Below are 20,146 nucleotides of genomic sequence, written 5' to 3'. Positions count from 1 at the left end.
GTCCCTTCGGGACATCATTCCAACCTACTGGGCACCATTCCAACCTACGTGAGCTTGCGCACCACATTGATGCCGTCGCGCACCGTCAGGAAGATGTTCTCGACATCGCTGTCCGCGGCGATACGGCGGTTCAGCTCGACCAGCGTATCGTCGATTTCGGACTCCGGCTGCAGCACCTTGCCGGACCAGAGCACATTGTCGAGCACGATCAGGCCGCCGGAGCGGGTCATCGCCTTGACCCGCTCGTAGTATTCCAGGTAATTGCGCTTGTCGGCATCGATAAAGCTGAAATCCAGTTCCAGATCCAGCGTCTCCAGCGTATCGAGGGCACGTCCGAAGATCACTTCGATCTTGTGGCCATGCTCGCTGCGGTCGAAAAAGCCCTGGGCGAACTCGATCGCGCGGGGGTTGGTTTCGCAGCAGATCAGCCGGCCGTCATCGGGCATGCCCTCGGCGATCGAGAGCGCCGAATAGCCGGTGAACATGCCGATCTCCAGCGCCACCTTCGGCCGTGTCAGTGCCGCCAGCATCTTCAGCGTCCGGCCGACCAGTCGCCCCGACAGCTTCTGCGGCCAGCCCATGTTGCGATTGGTTTCATCGATCAGCTCCTGCAGCAGTGCGGGCTCCGGGCCGGTGCTGAGAAAGGCGTAGTCCTCGATGGCTTCGTTGACGATAAAGTCGGTCATGGGGGCAAAGACGGTCTGTTCGAAAAGGGGCGCCACTATAGCATTTTTCCACTTGCGGGTCGTCGCCGTCGCAATTGTCTGCGTAGGGTGGAATGAGCCTGCGAATTCCACCGCGGATTTGTCGAACAACGGCGAAATTCGGTGCCCTCATTCCGCCCTACGTCATGATTGAGCGACATCGGTCGTGAGCGTCGCCCAGTCGAATTCCCGGATGCGCTGCGGCGCGATGTAGTAGATCAGGGAGCCTGTATGGATTTCGAGGTCCAGCTGCGGATTGACCTCGGGCTGGCCGTCGGCCTCGACATCGACCGCGATCAGGGTGGCCTGGTACAGCTCCTTGAGCGGGCCGAACAGGCTGCGGATGGTCACCGGCGGCAGCGACTCGGGGTAGCGGATCGAATACTGGGTCATGCCCTGGGCGGCACTGAGCAACTGGTGGTGCAGGGCGCTGGAGCCGGGGTCCATCGCGGCCTTGACCATCAGCTCGACCGCCACCGACGGCGTGCACTCGATATTCGGACAGTGGTGCTTCAGCAGCCGGGCGAGGGATTCGTCGCGGAAATAGGCGATGGTGTGGGCTTTTGGATTGCAGCTGTGGCTGTAGAGTGCCGCGGCCAGGGTGCTGTCGTCGCGGGCGCAGTCGATAATGATGCTGGAGGCCCGGTCGATGCAGGCGCGGGCCATCTCGCCGGCATCGTTGTAGGCCGAGACCCGCACGAACTCGATCTCGCCGGGCAGCGGGTTTTCGATCTCGTCGCTGACGCACAGACAGAGCGTGCGGCCGCGGTGCTGCTCGGCTTCGATCAGCAGCAGACGCAGCAGCTGAGGGTGCGCACGGGATCCCAGCCGATGACCAGGATATGGTCGCTCAGGTTAAGAGCTTTCAAGCCCATAAGCCCTTTTCTCCATTGGTAGGCGCTGAAGGCGGCGATCTTGCCGACGGTCACGGCAAAGAGTCCGAGGCCGAAGGGGATCACGACGAAGGCGGTGTAGAGTTTGCCGCCGGCGGTCTCCGGCGACAGATCGCCGTAGCCGACGGTCGAGGCGGTGACCAGCAGCCAGTAGAAGTAGTCGCTGCCAGTCAGGTCCTGTTCGCCGAGCCGGCTCAGAACCAGCCAGTTGATCAGTACATAGCCCAGCAACAGCAGCAGCAATGCCTGCCATTTCATTTCCTTGAAATGGTGGTAGACGAGTTTGCGCAGGCGTCTTAGCAGCGGCATCCGTTTCCGGCCTTCTGAATTGAACAGTGGCAGGATGTTAGCAGTGGCGTGCGGCGGGTGCAAAAGCGGGCAAAGAAGCAGTGGTGCGAAAGGCTGGGGGAGGCCGGGCAATTCCCGTACAATGCGGGCCAAGGATGACTGACAGGAGCGTTTCAATTGGATCCCCTCGTACTTTTTCTGCTTACCGGTTTCGTTTCGATGTCCGCTGCATTGAGTGCCGGTGCCATCAACAAGCTGCCGGACACCGAGCGACCGGCCTTTGCCCAGACCCGCAACGGTCAGGTTACGGTGGTAATGATCGGCAATCTGGCAGCCCTGACCCTGGTCGGTGCCATGGCCTACGGCTTTCGCCTGCTGGAGTGGTGGATTCCGTTGCTGTGCCTGTTCCTGACCTTCCCTGTCCTGCATCTGGCGTTGCTGCAGCGCGTTCTGGGTCATGTCCGTACCCTCTTCGTGATGTTGCCGCTGGTGCTGGCCTCCATCGTCGCGCTCTATCTTTACTGGTAACGGGCGATGGCTTCTCTGGATCCCCCGAGTCTGGCGGCGGGACTGCTGACCGGCGCCCTGCTTGCGACCCTGATGACCCTGCTCTGGAGTTCCCGGCGCCGTGCTGCGGACCTTGAGCAGCAGCAGGCGCTGGCACAGCAACTGGCTCTGCTCGGGCAGCAGCAGGAGCAGCTGGAGGAGCAGTGCAGCCAGGGGCGGCGACAGCAGGAACAGCTGCAACAGCGTTACGAACAGCGTGATCGCGAGGCGCGACAGCTGGAGCTGGCCCGTGCCCAGCTGATCGAGCGGGTGCACCAGCTCGAACGGCTGGAGGAGGAGAACGCCGACCTCGAGCGTTCACTCGATTCGGTGCAGCAACTGCTGAGCCGGCGCAACGAGCAGTTCATCGAGCTGGAAAGCCGCACCGAGGCGGAACGCCAGGCCCAGGACGAGAAACTGCGTCTGCTGACCGAGGCGCGGGACCAGCTCAAGACCGAATTCCAGAATCTTGCCAACCGGATTTTCGACGAGAAGTCGGCCCGTTTCAGCGCCGGCAACCGCGACAGCATCGGCCAGCTGCTGACGCCGCTGCGCGAGCAGCTCGGCGAGTTCAAGCGGCGCGTCGAAGATGTCTACGACCGCGAGGCGAAGGACAGGCGCGCGCTGCACGAGCAGATCCATCAGCTCAAGCAGCTCAATCAGCAGATGAGCCAGGATGCCATCAACCTGACCCGGGCGCTCAAGGGCGAAAGCAAGACCCAGGGCAACTGGGGCGAGGTGGTACTGGCCCGGGTGCTGGAGTCCTCGGGCCTGCGCGCCGGCCACGAGTTCGAGCTGCAGGTGTCGATCAACGACGGCAGCCGGCGCTATCAGCCGGACGTGATCGTGCGCCTGCCGGATAACAAGGACGTGATTATCGATGCCAAGGTGTCCCTGACCGCCTACGAGCAGTACTGCTCCAGCGAGGACGACGGCGAGCGGGCGCGGCTGCTGCGCGACCATCTGCAGTCGCTGCGCGGTCACGTGCGGGGGCTCGGCGACAAGGCCTACGAACGCCTCGAGGGGTGCGCAGCCTCGATTTCGTGTTGCAGTTCATCCCCATCGAGGGGGCCTTTCTGCTGGCGCTGGAGCAGGATCCGGAACTGGTGCGCTTCGCCTATGAGCGCAATATCATTCTGGTCAGCCCGACCACCCTGCTGGTGACGCTGCGCACCATCAACCATATCTGGCGCAACGAATACCAGAACCGCAATGCCCAGGAGATCGCCCGGCGCGGCGGCGAGCTGATCGACAAGTTCGTCGGCTTCGTCGAGTCTGTCGACGAGATCGGCCGCCATCTGGAGCGCAGCCGCCAGGCCTGGGATACCGCCCACAAGCGCCTGAGCAGCGGCCGCGGCAGCCTGGTCAGCCAGGCCGCCGCGCTGCACCGCCTCGGCGCCGTTGGCAAGAAAAGCCTGCCGGCGGGATTCGGCGCGGATGGGGACGGGGCGCCCGAACAGTTGATGGAGAACGAGGAATGATCAGGGTTTTCGGTTACGGCTCGCTGCTGTCGGAAGGCTCCGCCCGGGAAACGGTACCGGGACTCGAGCGTTTCCGCCTGGTGCGGGTACCGGGTTATCGCCGCATCTTCAACAAGGTCGGGGTGGTGTTTTTCAGCCGTCATCGGGCGGATCCGGCCAGTCTCGAGATCGCCTCCTGCTCGACGGAGCCGGCGCCGGGGTGCGAGATCATCTGTTCGGCATTCGATTGCCCGGAAGCCGATTTCGAGGCGTTGTACGAGCGCGAACATCGTTTTCGCTGGATCGAGGTCGAGGCCCGCGAAGCCGACGGCAGCATCCGCCCGGGGCGGATCTGCACGCGCTACAGCGACGAGGAATACCGCCTCAACAAATGCATTACCGAGGCCGAGTATCAGCGCCGGGTCGGCCAGTATTACCCGGGGCGGCTCTGGCGCGATGACATATTGCCGTTTCCACGCTACCTGCGTTTTTGTCTCCAGGCGGCCGCTTCCCAGGGCCCGGAAGTGCTCGACAACTTTCTCGACAGCAGCTTCCTGGCGGACGGCAGGACCCGCCTGCGCCACTATCTGGAGCGATGCCAGCCGCCTCTGGACTGGCAGAGCGAGATCATCGATTACGGCTATGGCCGCAGAGGCTGAAAACAGCCGGTATTGATTGTTATATCACCGGTAACCTGTCTGTATGAAATCATTATCCGGTCCTGATAAATTTCATGATTTATCAGGAATCAATCTTGATTTTTTGGCTAATAATCAATATTAAATATTGATTGATGATGAAAATATCAGCGTTTGATCTTGATTTTTTCTTTAGAAAAAGATTGTGGATTTTACGGCTAAATACCCGGCAGAGCGGCAAGTTTTGACAGGGCGGCAATAGCTATCCGCCTGAAAGGCAAAGAATTTCGCTAAATAAAGGCAAAAGTTTGCCGATAAAAAGATGACAGCAGCTGTTGTTTTTTTGTACATTTTCAGCGAGGGCCTGCTATAACGGTTGTTGGCAAAAGAGCGATACAAGTTGGCGCGCAAGTTGCTGACGTTTCCGGGTAGAGCGCAGGAAACGCCAAAAGCGCCGGGGGTTCTTAAGAACTGACCCATTCTTTTTTGGATGACGGCAAAATGCTGACCGAAAACAATATGATCGTCGGACTCGATATCGGAACCTCCAAGGTCGTGTGCCTGATTGGAGAGGCCGGTCCCAGTGGCCGTATTGAACTGGTCGGTATAGGCTCGCATCCGTCCCAGGGGCTGAAACGGGGCGTCGTCGTCAATATCGAGGCCACCGTCAACTCGATTCAGCGTGCCGTCGAGGAAGCTGAACTGATGGCCGGCTGCAAGGTGCATTCCGTCTCGGTCGGCATCGCCGGCAGCCATATCAGCAGCCTGAATTCGCATGGCATCGTCGCGGTACGGGAGCGCGAAGTCACCGAGCAGGACCTCGACCGGGTGATCGATGCCGCCCGGGCCGTAGCGATACCTGCCGACCAGAAGATCATTCATATCCTGCCGCAGGAATACCTGATTGACAGCCAGGAGGGCATCAAGGAGCCGCTCGGCATGTCCGGTGTACGCCTCGAAGCAAAGGTGCACCTGGTCACCGGCTCGATCAACGCGGTGCAGAACATCGACAAATGCATCCGCCGCTGCGGTCTGGGTGTCGACGCCATCGTGCTGCAGCAGCTTGCCTCCAGCTATTCGGTGCTGACCGACGACGAAAAGGAGCTGGGCGTCTGCCTGGTGGATATCGGCGGCGGCACCACCGACATCGCTGTCTTCATCGGCGGCGCCATCCGCTATACCTGTTCGATTCCGGTCGCCGGCGACCAGGTGACCAGCGATATCGCCATGGCGCTGCGCACCCCGACCCAGAATGCCGAGGAACTCAAGGTCAAGTATGCCTGCGCCCTGGCGCAGCTGGCCCGCGCCGACGAGACCATCAAGGTACCGAGTGTCGGGGAACGGCCGCCACGCAGTCTTTCGCGCCAGGCGCTGGCCGAGGTGGTCGAGCCTCGCTACGACGAGCTGTTCACGCTGGTGCAGGCGCAGCTGCGCCGCTCCGGTTTCGAGGACATGGTGGCCGCCGGTATCGTGCTGACAGGCGGTACCGCCAAGATGGAAGGGGCGGTCGAGCTGGCCGAGGAGATTTTCCACATACCGGTCCGGCTGGCGTGCCCGGAGGGTGTCCATGGCATGGAGGATATTCTGCGCGATCCGATCTACGCGACGGGGCTGGGACTGCTGATCCACGCCCATCAGAACCTCGATGGCGGCTATGGCGCCGAGGGGAGTATGCGGGCCGAGGCAGCGGTCGCCGAAGCGCCGGGTGGCCCCGGTATTCTGGAACGGATGAAGTCCTGGTTTCAGGGCAATTATTGATATTAACCCGGCGGGTTAATACATGAAGCAGGGATGCTTCATCATTGGCCGCAGGCCAATGCGAACGCCACAAACGCCAGCATGTCCGCGCACCTGCGCCAGCTTTTGTGGTGTGATTGACAACCAGGTAGGGAACCTGGTTGTCAGCCAGGTTAATAAGTGGCAATGGGAATTGCCTGCAATCCAAGTGTTGTTAACAAAAGCAAAATCAAGCGCTGCCGACCGGACCCAGAAGCCGGCGCAGCACCTGGAGGGGAAAGGAAATGTTCGAACTGGTTGATAGCATTCCGCAGAGTGCCGTCATCAAGGTGATAGGCGTGGGCGGCGGCGGCGGCAATGCCGTGCAGCACATGGTCTCCACCGATGTTGAAGGCGTCGATTTCATCTGTGCCAACACCGATGCCCAGGCTCTGTCCGGGCTGGCGGCACGCAGCGTGATACAGCTCGGCGGCGAGCTGACCAAGGGACTCGGCGCCGGCGCCAACCCCGACGTGGGTCGTCAGGCGGCACTGGAAGATCGCGAGCGCATCGCCCAGATGGTGAGCGGTGCCGATATGGTCTTCATCACCGCCGGCATGGGCGGCGGCACCGGCACCGGCGCGGCGCCGATCGTCGCCGAGGTAGCCCGCGAACTGGGTATTCTCACGGTGGCCGTGGTGACACGCCCGTTCCCGTTCGAAGGCCGCAAGCGGCTGAAGATCGCCGAAGAGGGGATCCGGGAGCTCAAGGACCATGTCGACTCCCTGATCATCATTCCGAACGAGAAGCTGCTGCCGGTCCTGGGCAAGAACTGCAGCCTGCTCAATGCTTTCAACGCCGCCAACGATGTGCTCAAGGGGGCGGTGCAGGGCATTGCCGACCTGATTATCCGTCCGGGCATGATCAACGTCGACTTCGCCGACGTGCGCACCGTGATGTCGGAAATGGGCATGGCGATGATGGGCACCGGCCAGGCCCGCGGCGAAGGTCGCGCCCTGGAAGCGACCGAGGCGGCGATCAACAGTCCGCTGTTGGAAGACGTCGATCTGAAGGGTGCCCGCGGCGTGCTGGTCAACATCACGGCCGGACTCGACCTGAGCCTGGGTGAATTCTCCGAGGTCGGCGCTATCGTCGAGCAGTATGCTTCCGAGAACGCCACCATCGTGGTCGGAACCGTCATCGACCCGGAGATGAGCGAAGAGATCAAGGTGACCGTCGTCGCCACCGGTCTCGGCCAGGCCCAGCAGCAGGAGGTCCGTGTGGCCAACGGCGGTACGACCACGGCCGGCCGCTCGGCATCCCGCCCGACCACCGACTACAGCCAGCTGGAACTGCCGACCGTGCTGCGCAACCGCAACGAAGAGCGTGCAGCCCGGACGCAGGAGGGGAAACCCCGGAGCAGCAGACGATGAAGCGCACCGGCACCGACGACATGGACTTCCTGGATATTCCGGCATTCCTGCGTCGACAGGCCGACTGACACCGACAAAGCGCTGCATCCTTTCAGGTATTTCAGGCTGCCCCGCAGGGGCGGCCTTTTTTCGTGGCACGTGAACGCCCGCTGCGACGCTCATTTCGACCGGCCGAAACACCGACTTGGAAACGCCCGCAAAGCGTCTGTGCAGGAGAACACGAAATCGGCAAATTTTTTCGGTAAAAAGTTTGCAATTCATAAAGTTATCTATTAAATTACGCGGCCTCAACGATGTGCAACGTTGAGCGGCACTGAAGCAAAGAGGTCGCAAAGACCGCAGATAAGCGCAGTGCACTACAATTTGGTGAGGTGTCCGAGTGGCCGAAGGAGCACGCCTGGAAAGTGTGTATACCGCAAGGTATCGAGGGTTCGAATCCCTCCCTCACCGCCATATTCAAAACAAAAAGCCCTGCTCGAACGAGCGGGGCTTTTTGTTTTGGGCGTGGGAAGTGTTCGTGCCCGATAAGGGGGCTATCTGCGACTAGCGGGAGCAAGCCGTCGCGGCGCGACGGCCATCCCGACCGCTTCACCGTGTTCGATCGGCACTCTGCTCGACAGCGGAGCCCTTTTGTTTTGGATGTGAGAGAAGGTTTGAATCCGGGAAAAGGTTCGACTTGCGCCCGGTGTAGATGCCCATCCAGGCGTGAAGAGGCTGTGATGGCGGGCGATGAATTATATCGGGTCCGGTGCTACCAGCCAGCTGGTGGTTTATCTTGGATGAGGATCTGGCGGTTCCTGTACTCGGAACCATCGTTTTTTCAATTGTTGTGATTTGCTTGGCCAGTGATCTGTGATCTGAAGCTATGCTGTGGTTATGTGCGTAACTACGATGCAGCAGGATCCGTGCCCCGAGGTTGAGGTCCTGATCGAAATCCCCAAGGGCAGCTTTTTGAAGCGTGGCTGCAACGGCCATGTCGATTTTATTTCGCCATTTCCGTGCCCGTTCAACTATGGCTGTGTGCCGGCCTTTATCGGTGGCGAAGGGGATCTGCTGGATGCGGTGGTATTGGGACCACGGTTGCCGTTGTGGCATCGGGTCAGGGTGCCGGCGCGCGGCGCCGTGGGGTTATCCGAGCGGTTTATGTACGACGACAAGCTGATCTGTTCCGTCGAGCCGCTGACGATAGGGCAACGCCGGCGAGTCCTGGCCTTTTTCGCTTCTACGCCCGCTGCAAGGACTTGCTCAACAAGTGGCGTCGGCGTCCCGGCAAGGCGCGCTGCGAAGGGTGGGGCAGCGCCGAGGCGGCACTCGCCCGCGCCCGCCCGATATCTTCCGGCTGGCAGGGGCCCGAGGTCCCTTTCTGAAGGTGCTGCACTGTCGTCGGATTCGAATTGTTCTTGCCCGTTCGGCGCTCGACCTGTCTGCGAAAAGGTCAGCCATGACTCGGCGCGGATTCCGGAATAGGTACCAATAGCGCAATTCACTGCACTCATTCCAGGCTACGTCGACCTCTACTACGGCGCTGCCGGCAATCTCAGATCGGCACCAGGTCGATCGTGTCGGCGGCGGTATCGATCACCGCATCCACATCGTTGCCGATACCTGGTACCACCGAGATCACCGCGCCGCCGATCCGCATCGGGACCGTGACGACCTTGGTCAGGACGCAGCCGCTCAGCAGCGGAAGCAGCGACAGGATGATCGTCAGTTTGAGCACGGGAATGGCCTTGAAGCGCATCGAGAGGGTCTCCATTTGTCCATGGGCAACGGCCACTGCACGATGGCAGGCAGCGCGGGCATTGCCGGCCTGTTCCCTGGGGCTTGATGTCGCCGGAAGGATACTGGTTTTCGATCAGGTCGCCAGACTTTTATGCGGTTTTTTTGCCGAATGCCCCGTACCACGAATGGCCGGAACCGGGCCGGGTTCGACCGGTAGTGGCACCGAAGGGCTCGCCTGAACGGTGTGGATGCCAAAATCGGCAATTATGAAAGTCGTAATTGAACGCGGGATCCGGATGGAGTAGTCTTGGCTTTATGTTCAATTGTCTCTAATTGGATACACCTAAATGTTGAAAGTATCGTCGCGAGTCAAGTCCATTGCGTTGGACCTCAAACAGACCCTGCTGCAGAACCAGGCCGCACGTGCAAATTATCGCGCGTTGAGCGATATCGAGCAGGCTGCAAAAGAGCTGACCCGCTTCTGCCTCTATTCCGCCGACAAGGCTGGTCGCATCAGCGCGCAGGCCCGCCGTTTCTACAGCAATGAAGCGTCGCAGACTCAGGCCGACGAGCGCGATGCTTGTTATCGGCAGATGCTCGAGCTGACGTCGCATATTGAGCGAGCCGCGAGTCTGCACGAAGAGAAGGGCAACTGATACTTTCGAACCGCAGGCGCGTGAGTTGCTGACCAAATCCGCCAGGGCGATGTGGCAGCTGGACGAGAACTGCGCCAGTACCGGGGACGACGCCGGCACCCAGGGCGCCATGATGACCCAGTGGCGGGAAGTCATCCAGCGCTGAACCCTAGCCGTCTTCGTTGACCTGATTGCACCTCCTTTCCTTCACCTCGCTGAACGCCGTGCCGTCCTGCAGGGGCGGGATGGGGATCAACTACACTGCATGGATAAACTCCCAAGCACGGCAGCGAGAGCTTTCCATGGCACAAGATCCGCAAGACAGACCCTCCGGCGGCGGCAGCGGCGGCGCACCGCCCCCGCAAATGTCGGGGCTGCGCATGATCGCCTGGTTCCTGGCCGTGATGCTGTTCACCTACTACTGGCTCGGTGTTACCGAGAGTCAGCAGCAGGAACTGTCCTACACCCAGTTCAAGGAACGCGTACGGGCCAACGAGGTGGTCAGCGTAACCATGCAGGGCGAACGCATTACCGGCCAACTGCACAGTCTTGTCGAGGGCGCCGCGCCTGCCGAGGGGCAGCCGGCGCGCAACCGCTTTGTCACAACGCTGCCGCCGGTGGACGATCCCGATCTGATGCCGCTGTTGGAACAGCACGAGGTCGAGGTCAAGGCCCGTTCCGCGGAGGAAGCTGGTGGGCGCGGCTGCTGATTGGTGTGTTGCCCTGGCTGCTGCTGATCGGGCTCTTCTGGTGGGCCAGCGTCAAGATGCAGGAGCGCATGATGGGCGGCGGTGGTGCCGGAGGCCTGTTCGGTTTTGCCAAGTCCCGCGCCAAGCGCTTCGAGAAGGGGCAGTCGAAGATCACCTTCGACGATGTCGCCGGGCTCGAGAACGCCAAGAAGGATCTGCGCGAAATCAGCGGCTACCTGAGCGATCCCGAGCATTACCGCAAACTCGGTGCCAAGATTCCCCGCGGCATCCTGTTGATGGGGCCGCCCGGCACCGGCAAGACGTTGCTGGCCAGGGCGGTGGCCGGCGAGGCTAATGTGCCTTTCTTCAGTATCAGTGGCTCCGAGTTCATCGAGATGTTCGTCGGCGTAGGGGCCTCCCGGGTGCGGGACATGTTCGAGAGCGCCAAGAAGGAGTCGCCGGCGATCATTTTCATCGACGAGATCGACTCGGTCGGGCGCGCGCGGGGCACGGGCCTCGGCGGCGGTCACGACGAACGCGAGCAGACCCTGAACCAGATCCTCAATGAGATGGACGGTTTCGACCCCCACGAGACGGTGGTGGTGCTGGCGGCGACCAACAGGCCCGATGTGCTGGATGCTGCGCTGATGCGGCCCGGCCGCTTCGACCGCAAGGTGACCCTGGATCTGCCGGACAGGCCGGCCCGGCTGGCGATCCTCAAAATTCATTCGCGCGAGGTGCCGCTGGCGAAGGATGTCGACCTGGAGCGTCTGGCCGCGCTGACGGTCGGCTTTTCCGGTGCGGACCTGGAAAACCTGGTCAACGAAGCCGCCCTTCTCAGCGGGCGTCAGGGCGTCGACCAGGTGGATATGGCCGCGATGCTCAATGCCCGCGACAAGGTGGTGCTCGGGGGCTGCGCGAGATGGCGCTCAGTGACGAGGAGAAGGAGCTGGTGGCTTACCACGAATCGGGGCATGCGATCGTGGCCAGCTTCCTGCCCCATACCGACCCGCTGGACAAGGTCACGATTATCCCCGTGGCCGGGCGCTGGGCGTGACCGAGCAGATACCCGAGGAGGAGCGTCACAACCTGCGCCAGAGCTATTTGCGCGATCGCATCGGTGTGATGCTCGGCGGGCGTGCCTCGGAAAAGCTGATTTTCGGCGAGGTCAGTACCGGCGCCGAGGAGGACCTGAAACAGGCGACAAGCCTGGCGCGGCATATGGTCAGCCACTGGGGCATGAGCGACAAGATCGGTCCGGTGGCATTCCGCCGCGGTGAGGAGCATATCTTCCTCGGCCGCGAAATGGCGCAGCAGCGCGATTTCAGCGAGCACACCGCCGAGGTGATCGACGAGGAGGTCAGCCGGTTGGTCAGGCAACTGGAGGACGAGGTCGTACAGTTGCTGGAGCAACACAGGCCCCAGCTGGAAGCGCTGGCGAAGGCGCTGCTGGAGAAGGAAACGCTGGAGGGCGACGAGATCCGGGCGATTCTCGAGCAGCAGCGGGATACCGGCGATGCAAGACCCGCCGGCCGAAACGAAGACTCATAGACTGGAATCATGCCCCGCAGGACGAATTCCGACATCGACCCGGAAATCGTTCCACTCATTCCAGGCTACGCTGCTGAAACACCGGGTGCGACGGCACCGTAGCTATCTGGCTTCCCGTTCCAGGGCTTCGCGCAGGCAGCCGACAAAGGTGTCCACCACGAGATTGCGTTCCGCCTGGGGCTTGAAAACGGCGCAGAAGGTGTTGCTGTAGCTGAGGCTGTCCTGCAGCACCGGCTGCAGGGCATCACCCCAGCCCCAGTTCTTCACCAGATGGCGGGGCAGAAATCCCAGATAGTGCCCGGTCAGGATCAGGGTGGCGCGGGCCTCCTGGTGGTGGGCCGAGACCTGCTTGTTCCAGCCCGCCATCGCCGGGTGCAGTTCACGCCCCGGTTGCAGGCGCGGCGACTCGGCGAAGTTGTACTGCTGCAGTTCGTCGAAGCGGATGTCGTCGTCGTGCCGGCCGTGCAGCGGATGGCCCGGGCCGCAGTAGAGCGACATCTCCTCGTCGTAGAGTTTCAGGCTTTTCAGGTTCGACATCTCGCCGTGCAGCACCGTGATGCCGATCTGGATCCGGCCATCGAGCACGGCCGGCAGTACATCATCCGACGCCATCGTCGAAATGCGCAGGCGCACGTCCGGTGCTTTTTCGGCGAAGTGCCCGAGTGCCCCGACGATGAAGGCACGGGGCAGTCCCAGCATGTGTTCGGCACAGCCCAGGTGCAGATGACCGAGGATGCGGTCGTGGGACAGGTTGACCCGGTTGCGGAACTGGTCGATGGCTGACAGCAGCTCCTGGGTCGCCTCGTAGACGACCCGGCCCTGTTCGGTGAGGTCGAAGCCGCCGCGGCCACGTTCGCACAGGCGCATGTCGAGACGCTTCTCCAGGTCGGCGATGTAGTTGCTGATGGTCGAGTTCGCCAGGTTCAGTTCCACTTCGGCGGCGGTAAAGCCGCCACTGTCGGCCACGGCCTTGAAGATCCGCAGTAACCTCAAATCCATGTCGGCCAGTTGCCCGCCGATGGCGGTCTTGCGCTTGCCCATCGATATCACCCCGCGCTTACTTTTGTATTTATAAAAGTAAAGTCATAAAAGTCATTATATAAGGCAATGGTTCGGCTTTGTATAACTGTAACCCATACGCTGACCCCGGTTTATGCCGGGGCCCGAACAACCCATGCGGAGGCAAACAGAGCATGAGCATCCAGCTGCGAGATAGCGGTCTGCTGAAGACCCGGGCCTATATCAACGGTCAGTGGGTCGATGCCGACAGCGGCGAGACCCTTGACGTTACCAACCCAGCGACCGGCGAGACGCTTGCCGAGGTCGCCAGTGTCGGTGCCATCGAGACCCGTCGCGCCATCGAAGCGGCCGAGGCCGCGATGCAGGACTGGAAAGCCCGTCCGGCGAAGGAGCGTTCGGCGGTTCTGCGCCGCTGGTACGACCTGATCATCGCCCATCAGGAGGATCTGGCCGTGCTGATGACCCTGGAGCAGGGCAAGGTACTGGCCGAGTCCCGCGGCGAAGTGGCCTACGGCGCCTCCTTCGTCGAGTGGTTCGCCGAGGAGGCCAAGCGGGTCTACGGTGACGTCATTCCGGCGCCCAGGCGGACCGTCGCGCCATCGTCATCAAGCAGCCGGTCGGTGTGGTCGGTGCCATTACCCCTGGAATTTCCCCAATGCCATGATCACCCGCAAGGTGGCGCCGGCACTGGCGGTGGGCTGCGCCATCGTGCTCAAGCCGGCGGCCGAGACGCCGCTGTCGGCGCTGGCGCTGGCGGAGCTGGCCGATCGCGCCGGCGTGCCGGCGGGCCTGTTCAGCGTCGTGGTCGGCAGGGATTCCCGTGCCATCGGCGGCGAGCTGACCTCGAACCCGACCGTGCGCAAGCTGACCTTCACCGGCTCCACCCCGGTAGGCAAACTGCTGATGAAGCAGAGCGCCGAAACCGTCAAGCGCACCTCGATGGAGCTCGGCGGCAACGCCCCGGTACTGGTGTTCGACGACGCCGATCTGGATCTGGCGGTGACCGGCGCCCTGGCGGCCAAGTATCGCAACTCCGGCCAAACCTGCATCTGCGCCAACCGCATCCTGGTGCAGGACGGTATCTACGATGCCTTCGTCGAGAAGTTCTCCGAGAAGGTCCGGGGCTTCCGCCTCGGCAACGGCCTGGACGAGCACAGCACCCATGGCCCGCTGATCACCGCCAGGGCGGTCAGCGGCGTCCAGGCGCTGGTCGACGATGCGGTGCAGAAGGGCGCCACCGTCACCACCGGTGGCCAGGTCGATGCCCAGGGCGAGTGCTTCTTTCAACCGACCGTGATCACCGGGGTGACCGGCGAAATGCGCATCGCCCGTGAGGAGATCTTCGGCCCGGTGGCGCCGATCTTCCGCTTCAGCGACGAGGCCGAGGCGATCCGCATGGCCAACGATACGGAGTTCGGCCTGGCGGCGTACTGCTTCAGCCGCGATATCGGCCGCGTCTGGCGCGTCAGCGAAGGGCTCGAATTCGGCATGGTCGGCGTCAACGAGATCGCGCTGGGATCGGATGTCACGCCGTTCGGCGGCATGAAGGAATCCGGCCAGGGCCGTGAGGGTTCGAAATACGGCCTCGACGACTATCTTGAAATCAAATACATCTGCATGGGCGGCCTGGACCGCTGATCGCGGGCGCAACGAGGAGTCAAGTCATGAGCAACATCATCTATCCGACGACCAACTTTACGGCGACCGAACAGCTGACCATCGACCGTGGTGAAGGCGTCTACGTCTACGACAGCAACGGCAAGCAGTACCTCGAAGGCCTGGCCGGTCTCTGGTGCACCTCGCTCGGCTACGGCAACAGAGAGCTGATCGACACCGCGTCCGAGCAGATGGGCAAACTGGCCTATTCGCACATGTTCGGCGGCAAGACCCACAGGGTGGGCCAGGAACTGGCGGAACGTCTGCGCGAGATGGTGCCGGTCGAGAACGCCAAGGTGTTCTTCGGCAACTCCGGCAGCGATGCCAACGACACCCATATCAAGCTGCTGCACTACTACTTCGCCGCCATCGGCAAGCCGCAGAAGCGCAAGATCATCGCCCGCGAGCGCTCCTATCACGGCGTCACCGTGGCCGCCGCCTCGCTGACCGGGCTGCCGGTCAACCAGACCAACTTCGACCTGCCGGTCGAGGCGCTGGGCATCCTGCGCACCGATGCGCCGCACTACTACCGCGGCGCGCTGCCGGGCGAGAGCGAGGCGCAGTTCGTCGAACGCATCACGAACAACCTGGAGCAGCTGATCCTGCGTGAAGCTCCCGAGACCATCGCCGCCTTCATCGCCGAGCCGATCACCGGCGCCAGCGGCGTGATCGTACCGCCGGCCGGCTATTACGAGAAGGTGCAGGCGATCCTGAACAAGTACGACATCCTGTTCTGGGCCGACGAGGTGATCACCGGCTTCGGACGCACCGGCCACGATTTCGGCAGCACCACCGTGGGCATCGAGAGCCCGGCGCTGATGACCCTGGCCAAGCAGCTCTCGTCCGCCTACATGCCGATCAGCGCCTCGGTGATCCGCGGCGACCTGTACGAGGCGATGATCGAGCCGAGTAACAAGCTCGGGGTCTTCGGCCACGGCTACACCTACTCGGGCCATCCGGTGGCCTGCGCGGTGGCGCTGAAGGTGATGGAGATCTACCAGCGCGATAACATCTTCGAGCGCGCGGCGAAAATGGGCGACTACCTGCAGCGCCGCCTGGCCGAATTCCGCGACCATCCGCTGGTCGGCGAAGTGCGCGGTCGCGGCCTGATCGGTGCCGTCGAGCTGGTGGCCGACAAGGCAACCGGCAAGGCCTTCGTCGACGGCAGTGTCGGCGCCTTCGCCCAGCGCGCCTGCGAGCGGCACGGTCTGATTCTGCGCGCGGTGGCTGGCAGCAGCCTGGCATTCTGCCCGCCGTTGATCATCACCGAGGCCCAGATCGACGAGATGATCGAGAAATTCGGCAAGGCCCTGGCCGACACCCAGGACTTCGTCAGCCGCGAAAAACGGGTGGCCTGAGTTTCACAGCACTTCTGCACTTCTGCACTTCTGCACTTCTGCACTTGGCGGTTGGCTCCATACCGCCTCCCATCGATCGGAGTTGCATCCCGATCACCTTTCACCGCCGGCCCTTGGGTCGGCGGTTTTTTCGCTTTTTGGGCGGCCGTATCGCATGTCAGAAGACCGATCTGTTGCGATAAAAAGTGTAATTATGAAAAAAATACAAAATTCTCTATCATATGACACCAGACGGATATTCCGGAGAAGATTTTCGCGAAGCTATTTCTGTCGAGGGAGCAGATGGAGTTGATACGTTGTGTATACAGCAGTGCAGCTAACAATCCGGCCATGGGTGAAACTGAGCTCGAGTCGCTGCTGAACATTAGTCGCCGTAACAATGCTGAGCTCGGAATTACCGGCATGTTACTGTTCCACAAGGGATCTTTCTTTCAGATACTCGAGGGTGAGCGGGCGAAAGTCGAGGCGTTATACAGCAAAATCGAGCTCGATGACCGGCATCGCCGGCTGACCAAGATCGTCGTCGAGCCGATTGTGCAGCGGGACTTTTCGCACTGGAGCATGGGGTATCCAAAGGTCACGGCCGCCGAACTGGCGCGCATACCTGGGCTCAATGATTTTTTCAGTGAAGGGTCCTCCTTTCTACAGCTCGAGGAGGGGCGGGTGAAGAAGCTGCTGGCCGCTTTTCGCGATGGCCGTTGGCATTCCTGACAGGCTGTTGAAAATCTATCTACCTTGCCGAATGCATCGTTAAAAACAGGCTCAGAATGCTCATTTAGTCCGCTAAATTCCGCTTTTTCGCCTGTTTTTGCCCGGGTGGCGGTCCACACGCCTCGGCTGCCTCGATAACGCTTTTCAACACCCCGCTAATCGGTCCGGTCGTTCTCGTTCGCCACGGACGCCAGCCTGCGGTAATCGGACGGGGTCATCTCCTTCAGGGCCTGGAAACGGCGATTGAAGTTGGAGATGTTGGTGAAACCGACCTCGAAGCAGATATCGGTCACCGGCAGGTCGCTGTGGGCCAGCAGGTCGCAGGCGCGGGTGACGCGCAGGCTGTTGACGAATTCGATGAAGCGCCGGCCCGTGGCCTGGCGGAAGAACTTCGAGAAATAGGTCGGTTGCATGCCCAGATGCTCGGCGACCTCCTCGAGGCTGAGCTCGCCGCTGTAATGGTCGAAAATATAGTTGACCGCCAGGTTGACGCGCTGCTGCTGCTTGTCGCCGCTGACCGTGAGGTACTGACCGCTCGACAGCAACTGATAGTCCCGTGCTTCCGCGAGCAGGTCCATGATGCGGAGGAAGGCGCCCAGGCGCCGCAACCCGTCCGATTCGGCGATCTCCCGCATCAGCTCACGTGCCTGTGCGATCGTCTCCCGCCCCCGGAACTCGATGCCGACGCGGGCACGCTGCAGCAGGTCGTCGAGGGCGGTGATCTCCGGAAACACCTGGCGTGCGGACTGCAGCAGCTCGTCGGTAAAGGTCACGACCCTGTCCCGTTGCGCAAAGCTCTCGCCGGGACCGGCCTGGCTGATCCAGTTATGGGGCAGGTTGGGACCGGTGAGAATCAGGTTGCCGGGGTAGAAGTTGCCGATGTAGTCGCCGACGAACACCTTGCCGCTGCTGTGGGTGATCAGGTGCAGTTCGTATTCCTTGTGATAGTGCCAGCGCACCAGCGGGTGGGGGAAGCCGTGCTGGCGGTAGAGAATCGAGCTGTGTGCCTGCGGGTCGATCAGTTCGTAGGCGGGATCGGCCTGTGGCCTGAGACGGTTGTTCATGGCGCGGGTTGCAATACCGGCTGGTTGGACTATCAAGTAAAGGTGTAACGAACTTCTGCAATGGCGAACCGCCCTGTTCTCCGGCTCCTGTGCCACGGCGAGCCTCTGGCCACCGCGGCAACGGTAGCGATGGCAAAGCCCCTCGACGTACCGGTCGCTTTCCAGCTTTTTCCTACCCTAGCCCAACTCGTTCGGGTTGTACACTTTCAAAGCTGCTGCAGACGTGACTTTTTGTGTCAAGTATTTGAATTTAAATGGATTGTATTTCGTTTGGCTGCCCGTCTGGTTCTTGCTTTGATCTCGGCGAGTGCAAAAAAGTACAGGTTTTGAGTCGATATTGCATTTGTTTCAAAACCCGCAGGGCAGTGTAATGAAGACACCCTAGCTCCCCCGGTGCCCGTCAGGGTCACTCGGCAGGGTAGACAAAAACGATAACAACAGGCTGACCTTTGTCAGCGATGGAGTGTTAATAAATGAAAAAGCGACTGATTCCTACCCTTGTTGCCTCTTCGATAGCCATGATGGCGTTACCGGCGAGCGCCGAAACCACGGTCACCATCGGTACCGTCAACAACGGCGATATGATCCGCATGCAGGAGTTGTCGGGCGCGTTCGAAAAGTCCCATCCCGATATCAAACTGGACTGGGTCGTGCTGGAGGAGAACGTGCTGCGTCAGCGCCTGACCACCGATATCGCCACCAAGGGTGGTCAGTTCGACGTCATGACCATCGGCCTTTACGAGACCGGCATCTGGGGCGCGCGCGACTGGCTGATGCCGCTGGAAAGCCTGCCGGCCGATTACGATGTCGACGATATATTCCCGTCGGTACGCGATGGCCTCTCGGTCGACGGCACGCTCTATGCGCTGCCGTTCTATGCCGAAAGCTCGATGACCTATTACCGAAAGGACCTGTTCGAGCAGGCCGGCCTGGCGATGCCGGAGCAGCCGACCTGGGAGCAGATGCGCGATTTTGCCAAGGCGCTGCACAAGCCGGATCAGGAACAGTACGGCATCTGCCTGCGCGGCAAGGCCGGCTGGGGCGAGAACATGGCGCTGGTGACCACGGTCGCCAATGCCTTCGGTGCCCGCTGGTTCGACGAGGGCTGGAAGCCGGAGTTTACCGGCGAGGCCTGGACCAGTGCCATCGAGTTCTATGTCGATCTGCTCGGTAACTACGGCCCGCCCGGAGCGTCCTCCAACGGCTTCAATGAAAACCTGGCACTGTTCAACTCAGGCAAGTGCGCGATGTGGGTCGATGCCACCGTGGCCGGCTCCTTCGTCACCGATGCGAGCCAGAGCAAGGTGCCGGAACAGGTCGGTTTCGCGCTGGCGCCGAAGCAGGTGACCGAGAAAGGCGCCGGCTGGCTCTGGTCCTGGGCGCTGGCGATTCCGGCCAGCTCCGATGCCAAGGACGCCGCGACCGAGTTCGTGACCTGGGCGACCTCCAAGCAGTATGGCGAGCTGGTCGCCGAAACGTCCGGCGTTGCGGCGGTTCCGCCGGGTACCCGCCAGTCGACCTATGCCAATGAGGCGTACATGAGCGCGGCGCCCTTCGCGCAGAAAACGCTCGAGTCCCTGAACAAGGCGGATCCGACCGATGCCACTCTGAAGCCTGCGCCCTATACCGGTATCCAGCTGGCACAGATCCCCGAGTTTCAGTCGATTGCGACCCAGGTCGGCAAGCTGGTCTCCGGCGCCCTTGCCGGTCAGATGTCGGTCGACCAGGCAATGAAGAGCGCCCAGTCGATCACCGAGCGTGAGATGAAGCGCGCCCGCTACTACAACTAAGGCCATGGATGGCGGAAGGCCGCCCCGCCATGTGGGCAGCGGTCCGGCGTTCCTGAGATGCAGGAGCAATTTTTAAGGCCATGGATGGCGGAAGGCCGCCCCGCCATGTATGCAGAAAATGCAGGAGCAATTTTCTGCTGATGCGGTTCCTCCGGCCGGGACGGCGGTTCCGGCCCCTTTAGCAAGACCCTAACAAGAGCATTTCCTATGAGTATCTCAAGTCTGCAAGCCGGGGTGACGGCTGAGCCGGACACCGGACCCCAGACCGTCAA

General features: G+C 61.6%; 17 protein-coding genes, 1 tRNA gene and 3 pseudogenes. 15 read left to right on the top strand and 6 right to left on the bottom strand.

Going from position 1 to position 20,146, the window contains the following annotated elements; genetic code table 11:
- Positions 1-44: 44 nt before the first annotated feature.
- The 3 genes from ACFQDL_RS03740 to ACFQDL_RS03730 form a co-directional block, all read right to left on the bottom strand.
- On the bottom strand, positions 45-686 hold the full coding sequence (locus ACFQDL_RS03740; RefSeq protein ID WP_379912851.1) for an O-methyltransferase: 642 nt from the start codon (positions 684-686) through the stop codon (positions 45-47).
- Positions 687-848: 162 nt separating this feature from the next.
- A complete protein-coding gene (locus ACFQDL_RS03735) occupies positions 849-1,403 on the bottom strand; it encodes a potassium channel family protein (RefSeq protein WP_379907874.1) in 555 nt (184 codons plus the stop codon).
- Positions 1,404-1,489: 86 nt separating this feature from the next.
- Complete coding sequence (locus ACFQDL_RS03730) at positions 1,490-1,906, bottom strand: potassium channel family protein (protein ID WP_379907873.1); 417 nt, start codon at positions 1,904-1,906, stop codon at positions 1,490-1,492.
- Between the two features lie 156 nt (positions 1,907-2,062).
- Between ACFQDL_RS03730 and ACFQDL_RS03725 the strand changes: the two genes are divergently transcribed.
- The 7 genes from ACFQDL_RS03725 (at position 2,063) to ACFQDL_RS03695 (ending at position 8,131) form a co-directional block, all read left to right on the top strand.
- Positions 2,063-2,413, top strand: a complete 351-nt coding sequence (locus ACFQDL_RS03725; protein WP_379907872.1) for a hypothetical protein — start codon at positions 2,063-2,065, stop codon at positions 2,411-2,413.
- 6 nt (positions 2,414-2,419) lie between these two features.
- Positions 2,420-3,595 (top strand): DNA recombination protein RmuC, encoded by a 1,176-nt coding sequence (locus ACFQDL_RS03720; protein ID WP_379907871.1) that lies wholly within the window; start codon positions 2,420-2,422, stop codon positions 3,593-3,595.
- The gene (gene rmuC, locus ACFQDL_RS03715) at positions 3,478-3,912 is read left to right on the top strand and encodes a DNA recombination protein RmuC (protein WP_379907870.1); all 435 of its coding nucleotides are present in this window, start codon (positions 3,478-3,480) and stop codon (positions 3,910-3,912) included. Before ACFQDL_RS03720 ends, rmuC begins: the two co-directional genes overlap by 118 nt.
- On the top strand, positions 3,909-4,550 hold the full coding sequence (locus ACFQDL_RS03710) for a gamma-glutamylcyclotransferase family protein (RefSeq protein ID WP_379907869.1): 642 nt from the start codon (positions 3,909-3,911) through the stop codon (positions 4,548-4,550). Before rmuC ends, ACFQDL_RS03710 begins: the two co-directional genes overlap by 4 nt.
- A 480-nt stretch (positions 4,551-5,030) precedes the next feature.
- A complete protein-coding gene (gene ftsA / locus ACFQDL_RS03705) occupies positions 5,031-6,287 on the top strand; it encodes a cell division protein FtsA (RefSeq protein ID WP_379907868.1) in 1,257 nt (418 codons plus the stop codon).
- A 263-nt stretch (positions 6,288-6,550) separates the two neighbouring features.
- Positions 6,551-7,678, top strand: coding sequence for a cell division protein FtsZ (gene ftsZ, locus ACFQDL_RS03700; protein WP_379907867.1), 1,128 nt, complete (start codon positions 6,551-6,553; stop codon positions 7,676-7,678).
- A gap of 365 nt (positions 7,679-8,043) precedes the next feature.
- Positions 8,044-8,131: transfer RNA gene (locus tag ACFQDL_RS03695), tRNA-Ser, on the top strand.
- A 1,084-nt stretch (positions 8,132-9,215) separates the two neighbouring features.
- Here the strand turns inward: ACFQDL_RS03695 and ACFQDL_RS03690 are convergent.
- A complete protein-coding gene (locus tag ACFQDL_RS03690; protein WP_379907866.1) occupies positions 9,216-9,419 on the bottom strand; it encodes a DUF6726 family protein in 204 nt (67 codons plus the stop codon).
- Positions 9,420-9,747: 328 nt separating this feature from the next.
- Between ACFQDL_RS03690 and ACFQDL_RS03685 the strand changes: the two genes are divergently transcribed.
- The 4 genes and pseudogenes from ACFQDL_RS03685 (at position 9,748) to ACFQDL_RS03670 (ending at position 12,275) form a co-directional block, all read left to right on the top strand.
- Positions 9,748-10,056, top strand: a complete 309-nt coding sequence (locus ACFQDL_RS03685; RefSeq protein ID WP_379907865.1) for a hypothetical protein — start codon at positions 9,748-9,750, stop codon at positions 10,054-10,056.
- Between the two features lie 281 nt (positions 10,057-10,337).
- Entirely contained in the window at positions 10,338-10,745 is a 408-nt protein-coding gene (locus ACFQDL_RS03680; RefSeq protein ID WP_379907864.1) for an ATP-dependent metallopeptidase FtsH/Yme1/Tma family protein, read from the top strand.
- Positions 10,746-10,801: 56 nt separating this feature from the next.
- Positions 10,802-11,542: pseudogene (locus ACFQDL_RS03675) on the top strand (AAA family ATPase); the annotation flags it as partial.
- A 104-nt stretch (positions 11,543-11,646) separates the two neighbouring features.
- Positions 11,647-12,275, top strand: a pseudogene (locus ACFQDL_RS03670) (hypothetical protein).
- A 102-nt stretch (positions 12,276-12,377) separates the two neighbouring features.
- Here ACFQDL_RS03670 and ACFQDL_RS03665 read toward each other — a convergent pair.
- Positions 12,378-13,316 (bottom strand): LysR family transcriptional regulator, encoded by a 939-nt coding sequence (locus ACFQDL_RS03665; RefSeq protein WP_379907863.1) that lies wholly within the window; start codon positions 13,314-13,316, stop codon positions 12,378-12,380.
- Between the two features lie 152 nt (positions 13,317-13,468).
- On the opposite strand from ACFQDL_RS03665, the pseudogene ACFQDL_RS03660 reads away from it, so the two are divergent.
- From ACFQDL_RS03660 to ACFQDL_RS03650, 3 genes and pseudogenes are all read left to right on the top strand, one after another.
- Positions 13,469-14,933: pseudogene (locus tag ACFQDL_RS03660) on the top strand (NAD-dependent succinate-semialdehyde dehydrogenase).
- Between the two features lie 26 nt (positions 14,934-14,959).
- A complete protein-coding gene (locus ACFQDL_RS03655; protein ID WP_379907862.1) occupies positions 14,960-16,309 on the top strand; it encodes an aminotransferase in 1,350 nt (449 codons plus the stop codon).
- A gap of 282 nt (positions 16,310-16,591) precedes the next feature.
- Positions 16,592-17,020 carry a BLUF domain-containing protein gene (locus tag ACFQDL_RS03650; RefSeq protein WP_379907861.1) on the top strand — a complete coding sequence of 143 codons (429 nt, stop codon included), beginning with the start codon at positions 16,592-16,594 and terminating at the stop codon, positions 17,018-17,020.
- Between the two features lie 155 nt (positions 17,021-17,175).
- Here ACFQDL_RS03650 and ACFQDL_RS03645 read toward each other — a convergent pair whose 3' ends face one another.
- Positions 17,176-18,084 (bottom strand): AraC family transcriptional regulator, encoded by a 909-nt coding sequence (locus ACFQDL_RS03645; protein ID WP_379907860.1) that lies wholly within the window; start codon positions 18,082-18,084, stop codon positions 17,176-17,178.
- 473 nt (positions 18,085-18,557) lie between these two features.
- On the opposite strand from ACFQDL_RS03645, the gene ACFQDL_RS03640 reads away from it, so the two are divergent.
- Entirely contained in the window at positions 18,558-19,874 is a 1,317-nt protein-coding gene (locus ACFQDL_RS03640) for an ABC transporter substrate-binding protein (protein ID WP_379907859.1), read from the top strand.
- The last annotated feature ends 272 nt before the right edge of the window (positions 19,875-20,146 follow it).

This window comes from Marinobacterium aestuariivivens, assembly GCF_042661465.1.
In the GTDB taxonomy this organism is placed as follows: domain Bacteria; phylum Pseudomonadota; class Gammaproteobacteria; order Pseudomonadales; family Balneatricaceae; genus Marinobacterium_A; species Marinobacterium_A aestuariivivens.
The sequence above is the reverse complement of the archived record's forward strand: the minus strand, read 5'-3'. Positions and strand labels throughout refer to the sequence as shown.

Bases quoted from the DNA above. Each gene is read 5' to 3' on its own strand.
- ACFQDL_RS03685 (WP_379907865.1), top strand. From the start codon at position 9,748: ATGTTGAAAGTATCGTCGCGAGTCAAGTCCATTGCGTTGGACCTCAAA.
- ACFQDL_RS03650 (WP_379907861.1), top strand. From the start codon at position 16,592: ATGGAGTTGATACGTTGTGTATACAGCAGTGCAGCTAACAATCCGGCC.
- ACFQDL_RS03690 (WP_379907866.1), bottom strand. From the start codon at position 9,419: ATGCGCTTCAAGGCCATTCCCGTGCTCAAACTGACGATCATCCTGTCG.
- ACFQDL_RS03720 (WP_379907871.1), top strand. From the start codon at position 2,420: ATGGCTTCTCTGGATCCCCCGAGTCTGGCGGCGGGACTGCTGACCGGC.
- ACFQDL_RS03730 (WP_379907873.1), bottom strand. From the start codon at position 1,906: ATGCCGCTGCTAAGACGCCTGCGCAAACTCGTCTACCACCATTTCAAG.
- ACFQDL_RS03645 (WP_379907860.1), bottom strand. From the start codon at position 18,084: ATGAACAACCGTCTCAGGCCACAGGCCGATCCCGCCTACGAACTGATC.
- ACFQDL_RS03665 (WP_379907863.1), bottom strand. From the start codon at position 13,316: ATGGGCAAGCGCAAGACCGCCATCGGCGGGCAACTGGCCGACATGGAT.
- ACFQDL_RS03680 (WP_379907864.1), top strand. From the start codon at position 10,338: ATGGCACAAGATCCGCAAGACAGACCCTCCGGCGGCGGCAGCGGCGGC.
- ACFQDL_RS03640 (WP_379907859.1), top strand. From the start codon at position 18,558: ATGAAAAAGCGACTGATTCCTACCCTTGTTGCCTCTTCGATAGCCATG.
- ftsZ (WP_379907867.1), top strand. From the start codon at position 6,551: ATGTTCGAACTGGTTGATAGCATTCCGCAGAGTGCCGTCATCAAGGTG.
- ACFQDL_RS03655 (WP_379907862.1), top strand. From the start codon at position 14,960: ATGAGCAACATCATCTATCCGACGACCAACTTTACGGCGACCGAACAG.
- ftsA (WP_379907868.1), top strand. From the start codon at position 5,031: ATGCTGACCGAAAACAATATGATCGTCGGACTCGATATCGGAACCTCC.
- ACFQDL_RS03710 (WP_379907869.1), top strand. From the start codon at position 3,909: ATGATCAGGGTTTTCGGTTACGGCTCGCTGCTGTCGGAAGGCTCCGCC.
- ACFQDL_RS03740 (WP_379912851.1), bottom strand. From the start codon at position 686: ATGACCGACTTTATCGTCAACGAAGCCATCGAGGACTACGCCTTTCTC.